Source organism: Klebsiella sp. Q11 (assembly GCF_964241505.1).
Lineage (GTDB): Bacteria > Pseudomonadota > Gammaproteobacteria > Enterobacterales > Enterobacteriaceae > Klebsiella > Klebsiella michiganensis.
Genome location: NZ_CAXSXW010000016.1, coordinates 100,115 through 115,288 on the forward strand (window position 1 = coordinate 100,115; position 15,174 = coordinate 115,288).

The 15,174-nt window shown below is 57.6% G+C and carries 12 protein-coding genes; 2 read left to right on the forward strand and 10 right to left on the reverse strand.

What is annotated here, in order from left to right; translation table 11 throughout:
• The 3 genes from ACESQ2_RS22840 to mpl form a co-directional block, all read right to left on the reverse strand.
• On the reverse strand, positions 1 to 279 hold a 279-nt coding region (locus ACESQ2_RS22840), incomplete at its 3' end, for a hypothetical protein (RefSeq protein WP_373171340.1).
• A 45-nt stretch (positions 280 to 324) separates the two neighbouring features.
• Positions 325 to 870, reverse strand: a complete 546-nt coding sequence (locus tag ACESQ2_RS22845) for a GNAT family N-acetyltransferase (protein WP_196545611.1) — start codon at positions 868 to 870, stop codon at positions 325 to 327.
• Between the two features lie 64 nt (positions 871 to 934).
• A complete protein-coding gene (gene mpl, locus ACESQ2_RS22850; protein ID WP_373171342.1) occupies positions 935 to 2,308 on the reverse strand; it encodes a UDP-N-acetylmuramate:L-alanyl-gamma-D-glutamyl-meso-diaminopimelate ligase in 1,374 nt (457 codons plus the stop codon).
• A gap of 175 nt (positions 2,309 to 2,483) precedes the next feature.
• On the opposite strand from mpl, the gene fbp reads away from it, so the two are divergent.
• On the forward strand, positions 2,484 to 3,482 hold the full coding sequence (gene fbp, locus ACESQ2_RS22855) for a class 1 fructose-bisphosphatase (RefSeq protein ID WP_004098053.1): 999 nt from the start codon (positions 2,484 to 2,486) through the stop codon (positions 3,480 to 3,482).
• A 44-nt stretch (positions 3,483 to 3,526) separates the two neighbouring features.
• Here the strand turns inward: fbp and yjfF are convergent, their stop codons facing one another.
• The 4 genes from yjfF to ytfQ all read right to left on the reverse strand — a co-directional run bounded on the left by yjfF (position 3,527) and on the right by ytfQ (position 8,104).
• Positions 3,527 to 4,513: a galactofuranose ABC transporter, permease protein YjfF gene (gene yjfF / locus ACESQ2_RS22860; RefSeq protein WP_004098052.1), complete on the reverse strand. Its 987-nt coding sequence runs from the start codon at positions 4,511 to 4,513 to the stop codon at positions 3,527 to 3,529.
• Complete coding sequence (gene ytfT / locus ACESQ2_RS22865; protein ID WP_014227645.1) at positions 4,500 to 5,525, reverse strand: galactofuranose ABC transporter, ATP-binding protein YtfT; 1,026 nt, start codon at positions 5,523 to 5,525, stop codon at positions 4,500 to 4,502. Before ytfT ends, yjfF begins: the two co-directional genes overlap by 14 nt.
• Positions 5,526 to 5,535: 10 nt before the next feature.
• Positions 5,536 to 7,038, reverse strand: coding sequence for a galactofuranose ABC transporter, ATP-binding protein YtfR (gene ytfR / locus ACESQ2_RS22870; protein ID WP_014837206.1), 1,503 nt, complete (start codon positions 7,036 to 7,038; stop codon positions 5,536 to 5,538).
• Between the two features lie 109 nt (positions 7,039 to 7,147).
• Positions 7,148 to 8,104, reverse strand: coding sequence for a galactofuranose ABC transporter, galactofuranose-binding protein YtfQ (gene ytfQ, locus ACESQ2_RS22875; RefSeq protein ID WP_004098043.1), 957 nt, complete (start codon positions 8,102 to 8,104; stop codon positions 7,148 to 7,150).
• A 403-nt stretch (positions 8,105 to 8,507) separates the two neighbouring features.
• Here ytfQ and ppa point away from each other — a divergent pair, with 403 nt between their 5' ends.
• Entirely contained in the window at positions 8,508 to 9,035 is a 528-nt protein-coding gene (gene ppa / locus ACESQ2_RS22880; protein ID WP_038636623.1) for an inorganic diphosphatase, read from the forward strand.
• 151 nt (positions 9,036 to 9,186) lie between these two features.
• Here ppa and ACESQ2_RS22885 read toward each other — a convergent pair whose 3' ends face one another.
• Genes ACESQ2_RS22885 through tamA form a run of 3 tightly spaced genes read right to left on the reverse strand, consistent with a single transcriptional unit; the run spans position 9,187 to position 15,040 of the window.
• Positions 9,187 to 9,531: a gamma-glutamylcyclotransferase gene (locus tag ACESQ2_RS22885; RefSeq protein WP_004098039.1), complete on the reverse strand. Its 345-nt coding sequence runs from the start codon at positions 9,529 to 9,531 to the stop codon at positions 9,187 to 9,189.
• Positions 9,532 to 9,533: 2 nt separating this feature from the next.
• Positions 9,534 to 13,310 carry an autotransporter assembly complex protein TamB gene (gene tamB / locus ACESQ2_RS22890; RefSeq protein WP_373171344.1) on the reverse strand — a complete coding sequence of 1,259 codons (3,777 nt, stop codon included), beginning with the start codon at positions 13,308 to 13,310 and terminating at the stop codon, positions 9,534 to 9,536.
• The gene (gene tamA, locus ACESQ2_RS22895; RefSeq protein ID WP_014227642.1) at positions 13,307 to 15,040 is read right to left on the reverse strand and encodes an autotransporter assembly complex protein TamA; all 1,734 of its coding nucleotides are present in this window, start codon (positions 15,038 to 15,040) and stop codon (positions 13,307 to 13,309) included. The genes tamB and tamA overlap by 4 nt, the downstream gene beginning before the upstream one ends.
• Between the last annotated feature and the right edge of the window lie 134 nt (positions 15,041 to 15,174).

Consider the following 15,174-nt stretch of genomic DNA (forward strand, 5'->3'; position numbering starts at 1 on the left):
GCAGCGCGAGCCGGGAAAAAAGCGGAGATGACATTGCGCGCTGCTTCCCGGAGGCGGCGCTTGACGCGCCTTGTCCGGACTACCGGCCCGCAGACAGCGCTGAACCCGTAGCCCGGCTAAGCGCAGCGCGAGCCGGGGAAAAAAGCGGAGATGACATTGCGCGCTGCTTCCCGGAGGCGGCGCTTGACGCGCCTTGTCCGGGCTACCGTCCCGCAGACGACGGTAAACCCGTAGCCCGGCTAAGCGCAGCGCGAGCCGGGAAAAAAGCGGAGATGACATTGCGCGCTGCTTCCCGGAGGCGGCGCTTGACGCGCCTTGTCCGGGCTACAAAACCTTAACCGCGCCAGCCTGCTCCATGACCACCAAACGCAAATCCTGCGCAAAGCGCTGGTACTGCGCCTCATTAATCGGCTGCGGATAGCTCAACACGATCAGTTCATGATCGGCGATGCCCTGATGATAGGTCGGATGGCGATGCGCCCAGGGATTCGCGCAAAATCCCATGGTTTCATAAAAGCGCAGGCGCTTATGGGCAACTTCGCTGGTCAGCGGATCGATTTCCAGAACGGTCAGCGGCGCGCGCTGAAGTATTTCAGCTAACAGCCGCTTGCCGTAGCCGCGCGATCGCAAGGTATCGTCGATGGCCAGATGTTCAACGTAGCGATAGTCAGCAAACCGCCAGCAGCCGCTCAGGCCAATAAACTGGCCATCATCGAACCAGGCTTCCAGTTCATAATGCGGATTATCAAGCGCCTGCTGCTTAGCTTCGGCTTCACGCTGCTCGTGCCACGGGAAGGCCCTGCCGTACAGCGCGTCAAGCGCGGGAAAATGCGAGGAATCGGTAGAGGTCACTCTTTCTGAATTCAACATGAACCCTCCTGGCTACAAAAACTATCCGCCCTCACGCGGAGGGCGGATAAACGAGGAGAATAGCCTACTCGGCCGCCTCGGCTTTTTTCGCCAGCTTATCGAGCAGCTTCTGATGAATGCCGCCAAATCCACCGTTGCTCATCACCAGAATGTGGTCGCCAGGATGGGCGGTTTTAACAATCATATCCACCAGCGCATCGACATCGGCGCTCCAGTGCGCAGGCTGTACGCAAGCATCAGCCACTTCAGCAACCTGCCACGGGATATGCTGCGGCTGCAGCAGGAAGACCTCGTCCGCGCGACCGAGAGACGGCGCCAGGTCGTCTTTGCAAATGCCCATTTTCATGGTGTTAGAACGGGGTTCAAGCACGGCAAGAATACGCGCGGTACCGCCAACTTTGCCGCGTAGCGCCTGCAGGGTCGCCAGAATCGCCGTCGGGTGGTGGGCGAAATCATCGTATACGGTCACGCCGTTGGCTTCGCCGCGCAGCTCCAGACGGCGGCGGGCGTTGATAAAGCTGCCCAGCGCGTTGGCCGCATCGGCAGGCAGCACGCCGACATGCCGGGCGGCGGCGATGGCCATCAGGCCGTTATGCATATTATGCTCGCCGACCAGCGCCCACTTCACTTCGCCGACTTTCTCGCCGTCCAGCCACACTTCCCAGGAGGAAGCATCGGTGGTGAGCTTTTTCGCCTGCCAGTGCCCCTGTTCGCCAACCAGCTCCTGCTCGCTCCAGCAGCCCATCGCCATCGTCTGCTTCAAATTGATGTCGTTCTCCGGCAGGATAATCTTGCCTTTGCCCGGCACAATACGCACCAGATGATGAAATTGCTTCTGGATAGCTTTTAGATCGTCAAAGATGTCCGCGTGGTCGAATTCAAGGTTATTGAGAATCAACGTGCGCGGGCAGTAATGAACAAATTTGGAACGTTTATCGAAGAAAGCGCAGTCGTATTCATCGGCTTCAATCACGAAGAACGGGCTGTCGCCGAGGCGCGCGGAAGCATCGAAGTTGCCCGGAACGCCGCCGATAACAAAGCCCGGCTTGTAGCCGCAGGCTTCGAGGATCCAGGTCGCCATGCCGGCAGTGGTGGTTTTCCCGTGCGTTCCGGCAACCGCCAGCACCCAGCGATCGCGCAGCACGAAATCGTGCAGCCACTGGGGACCGGACATGTAAGGGATATTATTTTCCAGCACCGCTTCCACGCACGGGTTTCCGCGCGTCATTGCGTTACCGATGATCACCAGGTCCGGCTGCGGATCCAGCTGGCTGGCATCATATCCTTGAATTAACTCAATTCCCTGGTTTTCCAGCAGGGTACTCATTGGCGGATAGACGTTCGCATCCGACCCCGTTACCTCATGACCGAGGGAACGCGCCAGCATCGCCAGCCCCCCCATAAACGTGCCACAGATTCCTAAAATATGAATGCGCATTCGTCATTTCCTTCTCTTATCTGAAGCACAGTTTACCGGGATGTTGGGGGGGAAAGAAATGCATTTCAGGCGAATCCGTATTTTGCTGGCGCGATTCACCAGTGCGAACTTTTTTTATTCTTTGTTAAGATTGTTATGTTCGTTTTACTTCACATAAACATGCAGGGAACGGGTTATGAAAACGTTAGGTGAATTTATTGTCGAAAAGCAGCACGAGTTCTCTCACGCAACCGGCGAGCTTACTGCTTTGTTGTCGGCGATAAAGTTAGGCGCCAAGATCATCCACCGCGATATCAACAAGGCCGGACTGGTCGATATCCTGGGTGCCAGCGGTGCTGAAAACGTTCAGGGCGAGGTTCAGCAAAAACTCGACCTGTTTGCCAATGAAAAGTTGAAAGCCGCACTGCGAGCACGCGATATTGTTGCCGGGATCGCCTCTGAAGAAGAAGATGAGATCGTCGTCTTTGAAGGATGCGAACACGCCAAATACGTGGTGCTGATGGACCCGCTGGATGGATCTTCTAACATCGACGTTAACGTCTCTGTTGGCACGATCTTCTCTATTTACCGCCGCGTCACGCCGGTGGGCACCCCCGTTACCGAAGAAGATTTCCTGCAACCGGGCAACCGACAGGTCGCCGCGGGCTATGTGGTTTACGGCTCCTCGACGATGCTGGTTTACACCACCGGCTGCGGCGTCCACGCCTTTACCTATGACCCTTCCCTTGGCGTCTTCTGCCTGTGCCAGGAGCGCATGCGCTTCCCGGAAAAAGGCAACACCTACTCGATTAACGAAGGTAACTACATTAAGTTCCCGATGGGTGTGAAGAAGTACATTAAGCACTGCCAGGAAGAAGATAAAGAGACCCAGCGCCCGTATACCTCACGCTACATCGGCTCTCTGGTGGCGGATTTCCACCGCAACCTGCTTAAAGGCGGCATCTATCTCTATCCGAGCACCGCCAGCCACCCGGACGGTAAACTGCGCCTGCTGTACGAATGCAACCCGATGGCGTTCCTTGCGGAACAGGCGGGCGGTAAGGCCAGCGATGGTAAAGAGCGTATTCTGGATATCATCCCGGAAAGTCTGCATCAGCGCCGCTCTTTCTTCGTCGGCAACAACCATATGGTTGAAGACGTCGAAAACTTTATTAAAGAGTTCCCGGACGCGTAACCCGCCTCTTCCCCTCCCGCCTTACGGGAGGGGAAATCCTTCCGTCAGTGCCCCACCCTTGTCACCGGCGAACTTTGCCGATTCTCCCACAGTACCGTCAGGCCGCGCTGCAGCGCGATAAAGATGAACAGCAGGATACCGATAGCGATCTTGGTCCACCATGAACTCAGCGTACCGTCGAAGTTGATGTAGGTTTGAATCAGCCCCTGAATGGCGACGCCAAACAGCGTGCCGAGAACCGTCCCCACCCCACCGCTTAACAGCGTACCGCCGATAACCACCGATGCAATCGCGTCCAGTTCAACGCCAACGCCCGCCAGCGCATAGCCCGCCTGGGTATAGATGGAGAAAACGATCCCCGCCAGCGTCGCCAGCCCGGTAGAGAGCATATAAATACGGATCGTCGTGCTCCGCGTGGAAATCCCCATTAGGTTCGCCGAAGTCGCATTACCGCCGATGGCATAAACCTGATTGCCAAAGCGGGTGCGGTGGGCCATAAAAATTCCGCCGATCACCACCAGCAGCATCAACAGCCCCATCGCGCTCAGACGGCCGCCGCCGGGGATGGTCCATGCCAGTCCTGACAGCGCGTCATACACCGGATGATTAATGGGAATCGACTCTTCCGAGACCAGGTAGCTGACGCCGCGCAGGAAAAACATCCCGGCGAGGGTGATGATAAACGCCGGGATCTTCAGCGCATCAATAAGCAGGCCCATAAACGCGCCAAAGGCGCAGCCCATCACCAGCACCAGCGGAAACGCCACCAGCGGCGAAATCCCCCAGAAACCGATCGCTTTAGCGAGAAATACGCCGGTAAAGGCGATCACCGACCCGACCGACAGATCGATCCCGCCGGAGAGGATCACGAAGGTCATGCCGACGGCGATAATCCCAAGAAAGGCATTGTCGGTCAGGATATTGCAGATCACCCGCGTCGAGGCAAAGCCGGGAAACTGGGTCAGGCAGTAAAGGTATCCCAGTACGAAGACCGCGAGGGTAATCATTAACGGTAAATTACGTTTTATCATGGCCGCGCATCCCCTTCAGTATGCTGATAAAGCGCGGCGACTGGACGATCAGTACGCACAGCACCACCACCGCTTTGACTACCTGATTAAGCTCCGGCGGGAACCCGGACAGCAGGATCCCGGTATTCATCCCCTGGATAATCAGCGCCCCGACGACCGAGAGCAGCAGGTTAAAGCGCCCGCCCATCAGCGAGCCGCCGCCGATAACCACCGCCAGGATGGCGTCCAGCTCCAGCCATAGCCCGGCATTATTGGCATCCGCGCCGCGAATATCCGCCGCAACGATAATGCCGGCAATCGCCGCGCAAACGCCGCTCAGCACGTAGGCCAACATCACGACGATGCGGGTATTTACCCCGGCGTTTTTTGCCGCGCGAATGTTAATCCCCACCGCTTCGATAAACATCCCCAGCGCGGTTTTGCGGGTAAACAGCCAGAACAGCACCAGCGTCACGATAGCGATAATCACCGGCGTCGGGAACAGCAGTAGCGATCCGCTGCCGAGCCACGCCAGATGCGGAGAGTCAAAGGTCACGATCTGCCCGGAGGTGATCAGCTGCGCCACGCCGCGTCCGGCGACCATCAGGATCAGCGTGGCGACGAATGGCTGGATCTTCAGCACCGCCACCAGAATGCCGTTCCACAGACCGGCCAGCGCGCCGGCCCCCAGCGATGCGAGCAGCACAACTGTCAGGCTGTGCCCCGCCACGGTCATTGACGCCGCCGTTGCGCCGGCAATCGCCATCACCGCCCCGACGGAGAGATCAATCCCGCCGGTGGCGATAACCAGCGTCATGCCAATCGCCAGCAGCGCCACCGGCGCGGCGCGGTTCAAAATATCTATCGGGCTGCCGAACAGTCGCCCGTCCTGGAGCACGATCTGGTAGAAATGCGGGGCGACCAGGCTGTCAACGACCAGCACCAGCAGCAGCGCAATAATTTGCGGCATCCCTTTTGGCCAGTTAAAGCGCCGTTTCGGCTGGCCGGTTTTCGGAACAGATTGAGGCATCATCGGTTACTCCTTATGCCGCAATAGCGTTCATGATCGCCGGCACGGAGAGCTCGCTCAGAGCCAGCTCCGCCACCTGCTGGCGATCGCGCATGATAATCACCCGATCGGCGTAACCCACCAGCTCTTCCAGCTCTGAAGAAATGACCAGCAGCGCCAGACCATCGGCGCACAGGGTTTCAATCAGGCGGATGATTTCGGCGTGGGCGCCAACGTCAATACCGCGAGTCGGTTCATCAAGGATCAAGAACTGCGGCTTCGTCAGCAGCCACCGGGAGAGCAGCACCTTCTGCTGATTACCGCCGGAGAGAAATTCGATCGGCTGTTCAGCGCTGGGGGTACGAATACCCAGTTGACGAATGAAACGTTCAGCAATCTCATTTTGTTCGCGCCGACCAATCGGCCGCAGCCAGCCGCGCTGCGCCTGTAGCGCGAGAACGATATTTTCCCGCACCGAGGCGGCGGCGATAATGCCGTCGGTTTTACGATCTTCCGGACAGAAGCCGATCCCGAGGCAGGATGCCTGATGCGGCGAGCGCAGGGTTTGCGGCTTGCCTTTGATCCACGCTTTGCCGCTGTCGGCGGGTTTAATGCCGAAGATCACCTCCGCCGTTTCCGTACGTCCCGAGCCTAACAGCCCCGCCAGGCCGACGATTTCACCGGGACGGACCTGCAGACTAAACGGTGCGATGGTGCCTTTTTTGCCAAAATCTTCGAAGGCGGCCACCGGCTTATCGCTCAGCAGGGTGCGGCCCGCGCGCTGCAGGGCGTTATGCTCCAGCTCACGGCCCAGCATCATCTTCACCAGTTCAATCTGCGGCAGCTCGCGGGTTTCCCGGCAGCCGACAAAACCGCCGTTACGCAGCACGGTGATGCGATCGCTGACGGCATACACCTGGTCGAGGAAGTGGGTGACGAAAATCAGGCTGACCCCGCTATCGCGCAGCTGGCGCATCAGGGTAAAGAGCATCTCCACCTCCTGGGTATCCAGGCTGGCGGTCGGTTCATCAAGAATTAACACTTTTGCTGACAGGTCGATCGCCCGGCAGATCGCGACAATCTGCTGCATCGCCACCGAAAAGCGGTTCAGCGGTTCACGGACATCAAGAGAAAAACCGTAGGACGCCATCAGCGCGGTGGCGCGCTTTTCCATCTCTTTACGCCGCAGCAGGCCAAAGCGTCTGGGCTCGCGGCCGATAAACAGATTGTCCGCCACCGACATATTAGGCAGCAGGTTCACTTCCTGATAGACGGTGCCGATCCCCAGCTGCTGGGCGTGAGCGGTATTTTTCGGCGCGATCTCCCGCCCTTCCAGCCAGATGGCCCCGCGATCGGCATGATAGACGCCGGTCAGCGCTTTGATCAGGGTGGATTTACCCGCGCCGTTTTCGCCTAACAGAGCCATGATTTCGCCCCGGCGCAGGCTAAAATTAACGTTATCCAGCGCCTTCACGCCGGGGAAAAATTTGCTAAGCCCTTCAGTACGAAGGATTTCCTGATGTAATTCGCCGTTCATGCTCTCCCCCTCACCTTTGCCCTCTCCCCGATGGGAGGAGAGGGAAATCAGCCGCGCTTTAGCGACCGGGGACATCCCGGAGGCGGCGGTGAACCTGTCATTCGGCTACTCAGTAGCCCATATTTTTCTTCTTCTCTAACTCTTCTTTCGCCGTATCCGGCAGGTAGAGGGTCGATTTGGTGATGGTGACTTTTTCAGGCAGGGTGCCGTCTTTTTTGTATTTCTCCAGCGCATCGAACGCCGGACCGGCCATATTCGGCGTCAGCTCGACGCTGGCATTGGCCTCGCCGGCCATCATCGCTTTATAAATATCCGGCACGCCGTCGATAGAGCCGGTGAGGATATCTTTGCCCGGCTTCAGCCCGGCCTCTTTAATCGCCTGAATGGCACCAATCACCATGTCGTCGTTATGGGCGTAAACCATGCAGATGTTCTTGCCGTTGTTTTCCGCTTTGATAAAGCTCTCCATGACTTCTTTGCCCTTGCTGCGGGTAAAATCGCCGGACTGGGAGCGGATAATTTTGATATTAGAGGCTTTAGAAATGGCCTCAGCGAAGCCTTTCTTGCGGTCAATCGCCACGCTGGCCCCCACGGTGCCCTGCAGTTCAACAACGTTACACGGCTTACCGTCGACGGTTTTGACCAGCCACTCGCCGATCAGCTGGCCTTCCAGCACGTTGTTCGCGGTAACGGTGGTCATGTAGAGATCTTTGTCTTTAACATCAATTGAGCGGTCGAGCAGGAATACCGGGATTTTGGCCTCTTTCGCTTCTTTCAGTACCGGCTCCCAGCCGGTCGCCACGACCGGCGCGATGAAGATGGCATCGACGCCCTGAGCGATAAAGGAGCGTACGGCTTTAATCTGGTTTTCCTGTTTTTGTTGCGCGTCGGCAATCTTCAGAGTGATGCCGCGCTTCGCGGCCTCCTCTTTCGCGACGTTAGTTTCGGCCGCACGCCAGCCGGATTCAGAACCGACCTGCGAAAAACCTACGGTAAGAGGGGCAGCCATGACCATAGACGACATAGCTGCGGAAACTGCTGTGACAAGAAGTAAGCGCTTCCACATAAGAGGATCCTCGTAGGGTTATTGTTGGTTAAAGCCTCACCTGCGGACAAACTATAGACAATCGGAGATGTAACTGAATGCGTTACATCACACTTCAAAAAAGTTAATTAGATGTTAATCAGCGGCCATCTCACCAGCGGAGAGCCGGTGAGGCTTCGCGAGCCGCGCGAGCTTCGCCGTTTATGACGAAATTTTGCACACTTTGAGATATCAAGCATATGCAATGAAAACGGTTACATAATTTTATTCAGTATGCGGCTATGTTTATGGATTTTCAGGCTGTCTTACGCTGAAAAATTCAGACTCCACCCACCCGTTCTGGGGAAAAAGAAGCGAAGACATTCGATGTGAGTTGGCTATAATACCGGGCACTTGTTTGCCATACATTTTAAAGGAAACAGACATGAGCTTACTCAACGTACCTGCGGGCAAAGATCTGCCGGAAGACATCTACGTCGTGATCGAGATCCCGGCGAACGCAGATCCTATCAAATACGAAGTCGACAAAGAGAGCGGTGCACTGTTCGTTGACCGTTTCATGTCCACGGCGATGTTCTATCCGTGCAACTACGGCTACATCAACCACACCCTGTCCCTGGACGGCGACCCGGTTGACGTTCTGGTCCCGACGCCGTACCCGCTGGAGCCAGGTTCAGTCATCCGCTGCCGTCCGGTTGGCGTGCTGAAAATGACCGACGAATCCGGTGAAGATGCGAAACTGGTTGCGGTACCGCACACCAAGCTGAGCAAAGAGTACGATCACATCAAAGATGTGAGCGACCTGCCGGAACTGCTGAAAGCGCAGATCACCCACTTCTTCGAGCACTATAAAGACCTCGAAGCGGGCAAATGGGTTAAGGTTGACGGCTGGGACAACGCTGAAGCGGCGAAAGCTGAAATCGTGGCTTCCTTCGAGCGCGCTAAGAAGTAATTCTGCCGCACTCAGGTTCGCAAAAACACCGCCTCCGGGCGGTGTTTTTTTTGGCCGTTGATCCATGCCTGAGCGGCGGCTGACGCCTTAGCCGGGCAACAGCACCCAACGCCACAAAAAACAACGCCACCCGAAGGTGGCGTTATCGTTATTAATACTGGTCTTTATCCAACCAGTTGCCGCTTTCTATCAGCGTGAAGCCCTCAACGGGGCGCTGATAGACATACATCCAGGCGCTACCGTAGGGCGTCTGGATCAGGTGACGAGCATACTCGCCGCCTTTGGTACGCAGCGCATCCAATTCAGCCAGCGTCGATGCGTCAATACGATAGACCTCACCATGTACCGTGCCATCGCCGGGCACCGCGCCTGGATAGTGGCCCAGGCTGTACAGTTGATAATCATTGACACTATGATCGCCCAGCCACTGAGCGTTGGTCATCCAGTGGCTGTTGCCTTGTTTGCGTCGTAAACTGCCGTAAACAAATATTCGCATTGCTAAAACTCAAACTGATAGAGCAAATCGAGAGCCTGGTCTACGCCAGACACAGCTTCCATATATAGCTTAGGCATCAGGCGATAGCGTAACGTCAACGTCGCCAGGGAGTCAAAGATCCCTACCCCATATTTTACCTGCAGACCCGGCAGTACATAGCCGCTGACCACCACCTGGGAGGAGTCGCCCACTCCCTCGGTATCCAGCGCCAGATTGCTTACGCCAAACGTCTCGCCGATTTTACCCACAACCTGACCACTTTGTGCAACCCCCATACCAATAAGCATTGAAGTCATGGCTGCGCTATCGCTCTGTCCGCTGCCTAAACCCTGCCCGCGTAGCAGGTAAGAGAGCGCTTCCTGCTGCGACATCGCCGGATCGGAGAAAATCTCCGCTTTCGGCTGATCGGCCGAGCCGGTCACGCGAACGCCGGCGATAACGTCGTCCTCGGTGGCGTCCGGATTACGAATGGCTTCGATATTCAGCAGCGGCTGATCCGGCGGACCGGAGAACAGCAGCTCGCCTTTACGCACGATCAGATCCTGGCCGTAGGCATGGAAACGCCCTTCCGGGATGTTGATCTGCCCGTTGAGCCCCAGCCCCTGTTTGTCCTGCGCCACTTTCAAATCGCCGGTCAGACGCGCTTTCAGACCAAAGGCGTCGAGACGAACGTTGTTGCCCACGTGAATCGTCAGGTTGCTGTTAATCGGAATACCGGCGCTCTGCTGCTTAATCGGCTGCAGATTTTTATCCAGCATCACTTCGTCAGATGAGACCCCAACGGCGCTTTCCGGCACTTCGTTGACGACGATACGTGCCCAGGGTACGTCAACGCTGCCATCCAGGTTAAACAGGCTTGGCGTGGCGGTAAAGACCACGTCCGGCGACACATCCAGGCGCACCATCGGCGGCACGGTTATCCGCACCCGGCTGCCCTTCGCCGCAATCTGCGCGCGCCAGTTGTCAATCTGCGTCCAGTCGGCGTTGCCGCTGAGCGCAATCTGTCCCTGGCGAGTGTTCACCGTCCCCTGCAGGGTCGAACGGGTACCGGTAAAATTCATCGCCAGCTGGCTCGGCTGCATATCAAACGGCATAAAGTTACCGTCAATATCCACACCGTTCAGCTGCATCTGACCGAAAAGCTGCGGGCTCTGGACGTTACCGCCCAGCGTCAGACGCGCGTTCAGTCTCCCTTCCGCCTTTTCACCGCGCGAGAAGATAGGGTTGATCATCGCCAGCGAGAAGTTGCTGATATTGACGTTACCGCCCAGATTGCGTCGGCCCTGGGGATCGGTGACCTGCACCTGCCCGTCCAGCTGGCCATTGTTGGTCAGGCGAATCAGCCAGCCCAGTTGGGCGCGGTTATTGTGCAGATCGGCCGTGAGGTTCAGGGTATCGAAAGCCACCGGCAGCGGCGCGTCGTTGACCGTCTGCGTCACCTTCACGTTACGCCCGCTCAGGGTGACCTTACCCTGCGGCAGCCCCTCTTTGGTGGTGTCCCAGCTCACATCGGCATTACCGCTAAACACGCCGCTGGCCTGGGTCGCTTCCGGCATAAAGGGCTTGAGCATCGCGAGATCGAAACGGTTGAGGTTCACCACCGCGCGCCCGCTCGCGCCGGCGTCGATGGTCTGCGGTACGCACAGCTCGGCGTTCGGGTTAGTCCAGCAGTGCGGCCCGATGCTGATTTTCTGCTCAAGGTTGCGGTAATCCAGCGCGATATCACGCGTCAGCGCCACCGGCCCCACCGGGGTCTGGAAACGGGTATTGCTCAGCGTGCCTTTCCAGCGCTCCGCTTTGCGGTCAAAGTTCCCCGCCAGCGAGAGCTGCCCGGAGACCGGATCGCCCTGCACCCGCAGCTGCAGGTCGTGCTGCTTCTCATTGCCCTTCGCATTGAGCTGCACCAGGCTGATATTCACGCCCGGCTGGCTAATACGGTCTACGCGTACGTCAAGGTTACCGCCAATCTGGTCGGTGGATTTCACATCACCCTTCACGTTCACCTGAGCCACCGACAGCTCCTGCCAGCGCAGCGCCCGGGCGGTGATATCCGCCAGCAGCTGCGGCGCGTCGACGGTGCCACGAACCTTCACCAGCCCTTTCGCCGTCCCGCCCAGGCCCGGCAGGGCGTTATCGAGATGCGGCGCATCAATGGTGGCGTCGAGGTTTAGGTCTTTGACCCCCAGCTCGCCTTTCACGTCGGCGCTGTTAGGGCCTAAAGCCAGATGCAGGCCGGGGATTTTCCACTGCATATAGCTGTTGCCCTGCAGCGATCCGCTTACATCGACTTTGTTTTGCTTCACGTTACCGGTAATTTTCAGCTCCGGCACCGACATCTGCCAGCTGCCGCCGTACAGGCTGCCCTGGGTCTTAATCAGACCGTTGAGCTTCGACGGCCAGTCCGGGACCTCTTTAGCGGTGTTGATACCGTCAAGCGTCAGTTCGCCGCGCCAGCTGATCGCCTGCTGCCAGTCGAGCAGCGCCTTCAGTTCGGTTTTCCCTTCGAGGGCGGCGACGGTGAGCTTATCGAGATTCACCTGCTGCTCGTTGCCCTTCGCGTTCAGGTTAATCTTCGCTGGCGGCAGCGACTGCCCTTTCACCGCGGTGCTAAAGGCCAGGGTGTAGTCGGTCATCTTGCCGTTAAATTTCAGCAGAAGATCGTCAGCCTGATACGCTTTCTCGCCGGTAAACGGCCAGTAGAGCTGCTTGCTTTTCACCTCCATATCCAGCGGCAGGCCGGCCTCAGCCAGCTGCGTTTCGGCGCGCAGCGTCATCGCGACTGGACCATTCAGATCGACGCCGACCGTGAGCTTTTTACGCACTTCGCCGCCCACTTTTAGCTGCACTTTCTCGCCCTTCAGGGGGTCAATATTCAGCGTACCGTTGAGGGTGATATCGACCGGCCAGTTATCCTGCAGCTGCGCGTTACCGGAAGCCGTGACTTTCCCCTGGTCGGAGTCCACGTCCAGCGCGTCCAGCTTCATCTGCCCATCGATGCTGCTGACTTTAAGCAGCAGATTGTAGATGGTTATATCGGTATCGCCGGTGAGACGCAGCTGCTCGCCGCGGAACGCCTGAATATTAAGATTCAACGGCAGATGGACATCGGTCATTTCCGGCAGCACCGGTTTCGAGAACAGATCTTTCATCGTCTCGCCGAGCGGCTTTTCTTCCGGCTGCGGGTTGTCAATTTTCGGCTCGACAACCTGCTCCTGGGCCACCTTCGCCACCTTCGGCAGCGCGATGAGCAACCCCTGCAGCGAGGTCGGCGTCAGGGTGAGGTTTTTCTCCTGCCAGTTAAGCCCCGTGGAAAAGTCGCGCACCGAGACGGCGGTATCGTCAATTTTTACGTTGACGTTATGCAGCGCCACCCGGCTCAGGGTGACGGGATAAGGCGTGGAGAGATTCAGCGGCCCGCTCTCTTCTTCTTCAACCGGCGCCGCTGGCGGCATCTTGCTGGTATCGATCGCCACATAGATATCGCGCAGAGAGATATCGTTGACGCACAGGCTGCTGTCCCACAGGCAGCGTAGCTTAACGCCCAGATGGAACTGGCCGGCGGTGACCGCCACGCCCGGCTGCTCAAAGCGCACGTTCTCCAGCGTCAGATCGCGCCAGCCGCCGGTGGCTTTACCGATTTCCAGCCCCGGGACCCAGCGATCGGCGGCTTTGATAACCAGATGCAGACCGGTCGTCGTCCCCACCAGGAATCCTACCGTCCCCAGCAGCAGCAGCAGAAAAATCAGTACGCCGAGGCTTATCTTCTTCCATAAACTCATAATTCAGGCCCCAGACCGATGTAAAACTGTAAACCGTGCTCTTCTTTGTCGCCGATCGGTCTGGCGATATCCAGCTTGATTGGCCCGACCGGAGACTGCCAGCGCACGCCGAGGCCGGCGCCGGTTTTAAAGTTGCTTTCGCGGATATCGCTTACCGCTTCGCCGCTATCGACGAACACCGCGCCCCACCACTTGCCGCTCACGTTGTACTGATACTCCAGCGAGCCGGTAGCCAGCTTCGAGGCCCCCATCAGTTTGCCGTCGTCATCTTTTGGCGAGATAGATTTGTATTTATAACCGCGAATGCTGCGGTCGCCGCCGGCGAAGAAACGCAGATCCGGCGGGACTTTGCTGAAGTTATCGGCCTCAATCCAGCCGAGGTTGCCGCGCACCACGAAGCGGTGGCGGTCATAAAGGGTGCGGATCCAGACGTCCTGCGCCTGCATCACAATAAAGTTAATATCCGAGCCCCACATGGTGTTGGAGTAGTCCACCGAATAGCGCTGCGAATCGCCCCAGGTCGGCATCAGGCCGCCGCGCGAACGGGTACGGTTCACCGACACGCCGGGATAGATCAGCATGGTGGTGTTGGTGACGTTGGCTTGGGTAAAGTGGTCAAGACTCCAGCGCAGGTTCAGCGCGCGCTGCCAGCCGCTCGACATCTCCCAGTAGCGCGAAACGGCCAGGGTGGTGGAGTCAGATTTGGTATCGTTGAGATCCGTACGTTTAAAGCCACCCTGCATCAGGTAGTACTGCTCCAGGGGGCTTTTTAACAGCGGTACCTTGTAGCTGAAATCAAGCTGCTGTTCAGGGGCGGAAAGGCTGAGGCTGGAAGTGAGGCTGTGGCCGTAGGAGTTCATCCACGGCTTTCTCCAGGTGCCTTTGACGCGCGGCCCGACGTCGGTTGAGTAGCCAACCCCGGTTTCCACGGTGTTCTCTTTACGCGGAGAGACCACGCCCTGCAAAGGCAGCACTTTCGTCTGGCGGGACTTGTCAAACTGCGGCGCCACCACGACGGAGCTAAACCAGCCGGTTGCCGCCAGGCGGCGGTTAAGTTCGGCTAAATCCTGCGAGGTGTAGTAGTCGCCCTGCTTAAACGGCACCAGGTTTTGCAGATATTCGTCGCGAATTTGCGAGCCTTCAAAAGTGACCGGGCCAAAGCGGTAGCGCTCGCCGCTGTTGTAGTCGATATCCCAGAAGGCCTGATGCCGGTCGAGGGAAACGCCAAGCTGGCTTTTATTAAACTCGCTGTCAAAGTAGCCCTTACGCAGCGCAACCCGGGTCAGAGAGCTTTTAAAACTGTCATAATCACCGTGATTGAGGACGGTGCCGATCGCCGGGCGCGTGTTTAGCAAATCCAGATAGTCGCGATCGGTTCGGGCGCCGCCGCGTAAAATCACGTCAGTGCCGCCAATGCGCACCGGTTCGCCGGGCGTGACTTTGGCGATCAGCACCTGACGCCCCCTCGCCGGCGGCGGACGTAAATCAAAATCAATCGTGGGTTCGTAGTAGCCCAGCGCTTTCAGTCCTTCGCGGATAGCATCATCAACGCGCGCGCGAAAGCGCCGGTCCGGCGTGACTTCATCGCTCTGGATCGTAGAGAGTTGGGCGCGGACGTTTTTTTCCAGTTCCCCGGATAGTCCCTCAACCTGCAAACGCACGCTCGCTGCGCTGGCGACCCCGCTGACCAGCAAAACGCTGGCGATACATAACTGGCGGATTTGTAGCACTTTTTCTCCTGAATATCCTTGTTTCCCCCCGAAGGAAACGAAAGTGCCGCTCCACGGCTTAACAAAACCCTAACAACTAAGGGTTGAAAAATAGACGTTATCCCAAATAATTCTTATGTTTAAATCTAGACGTA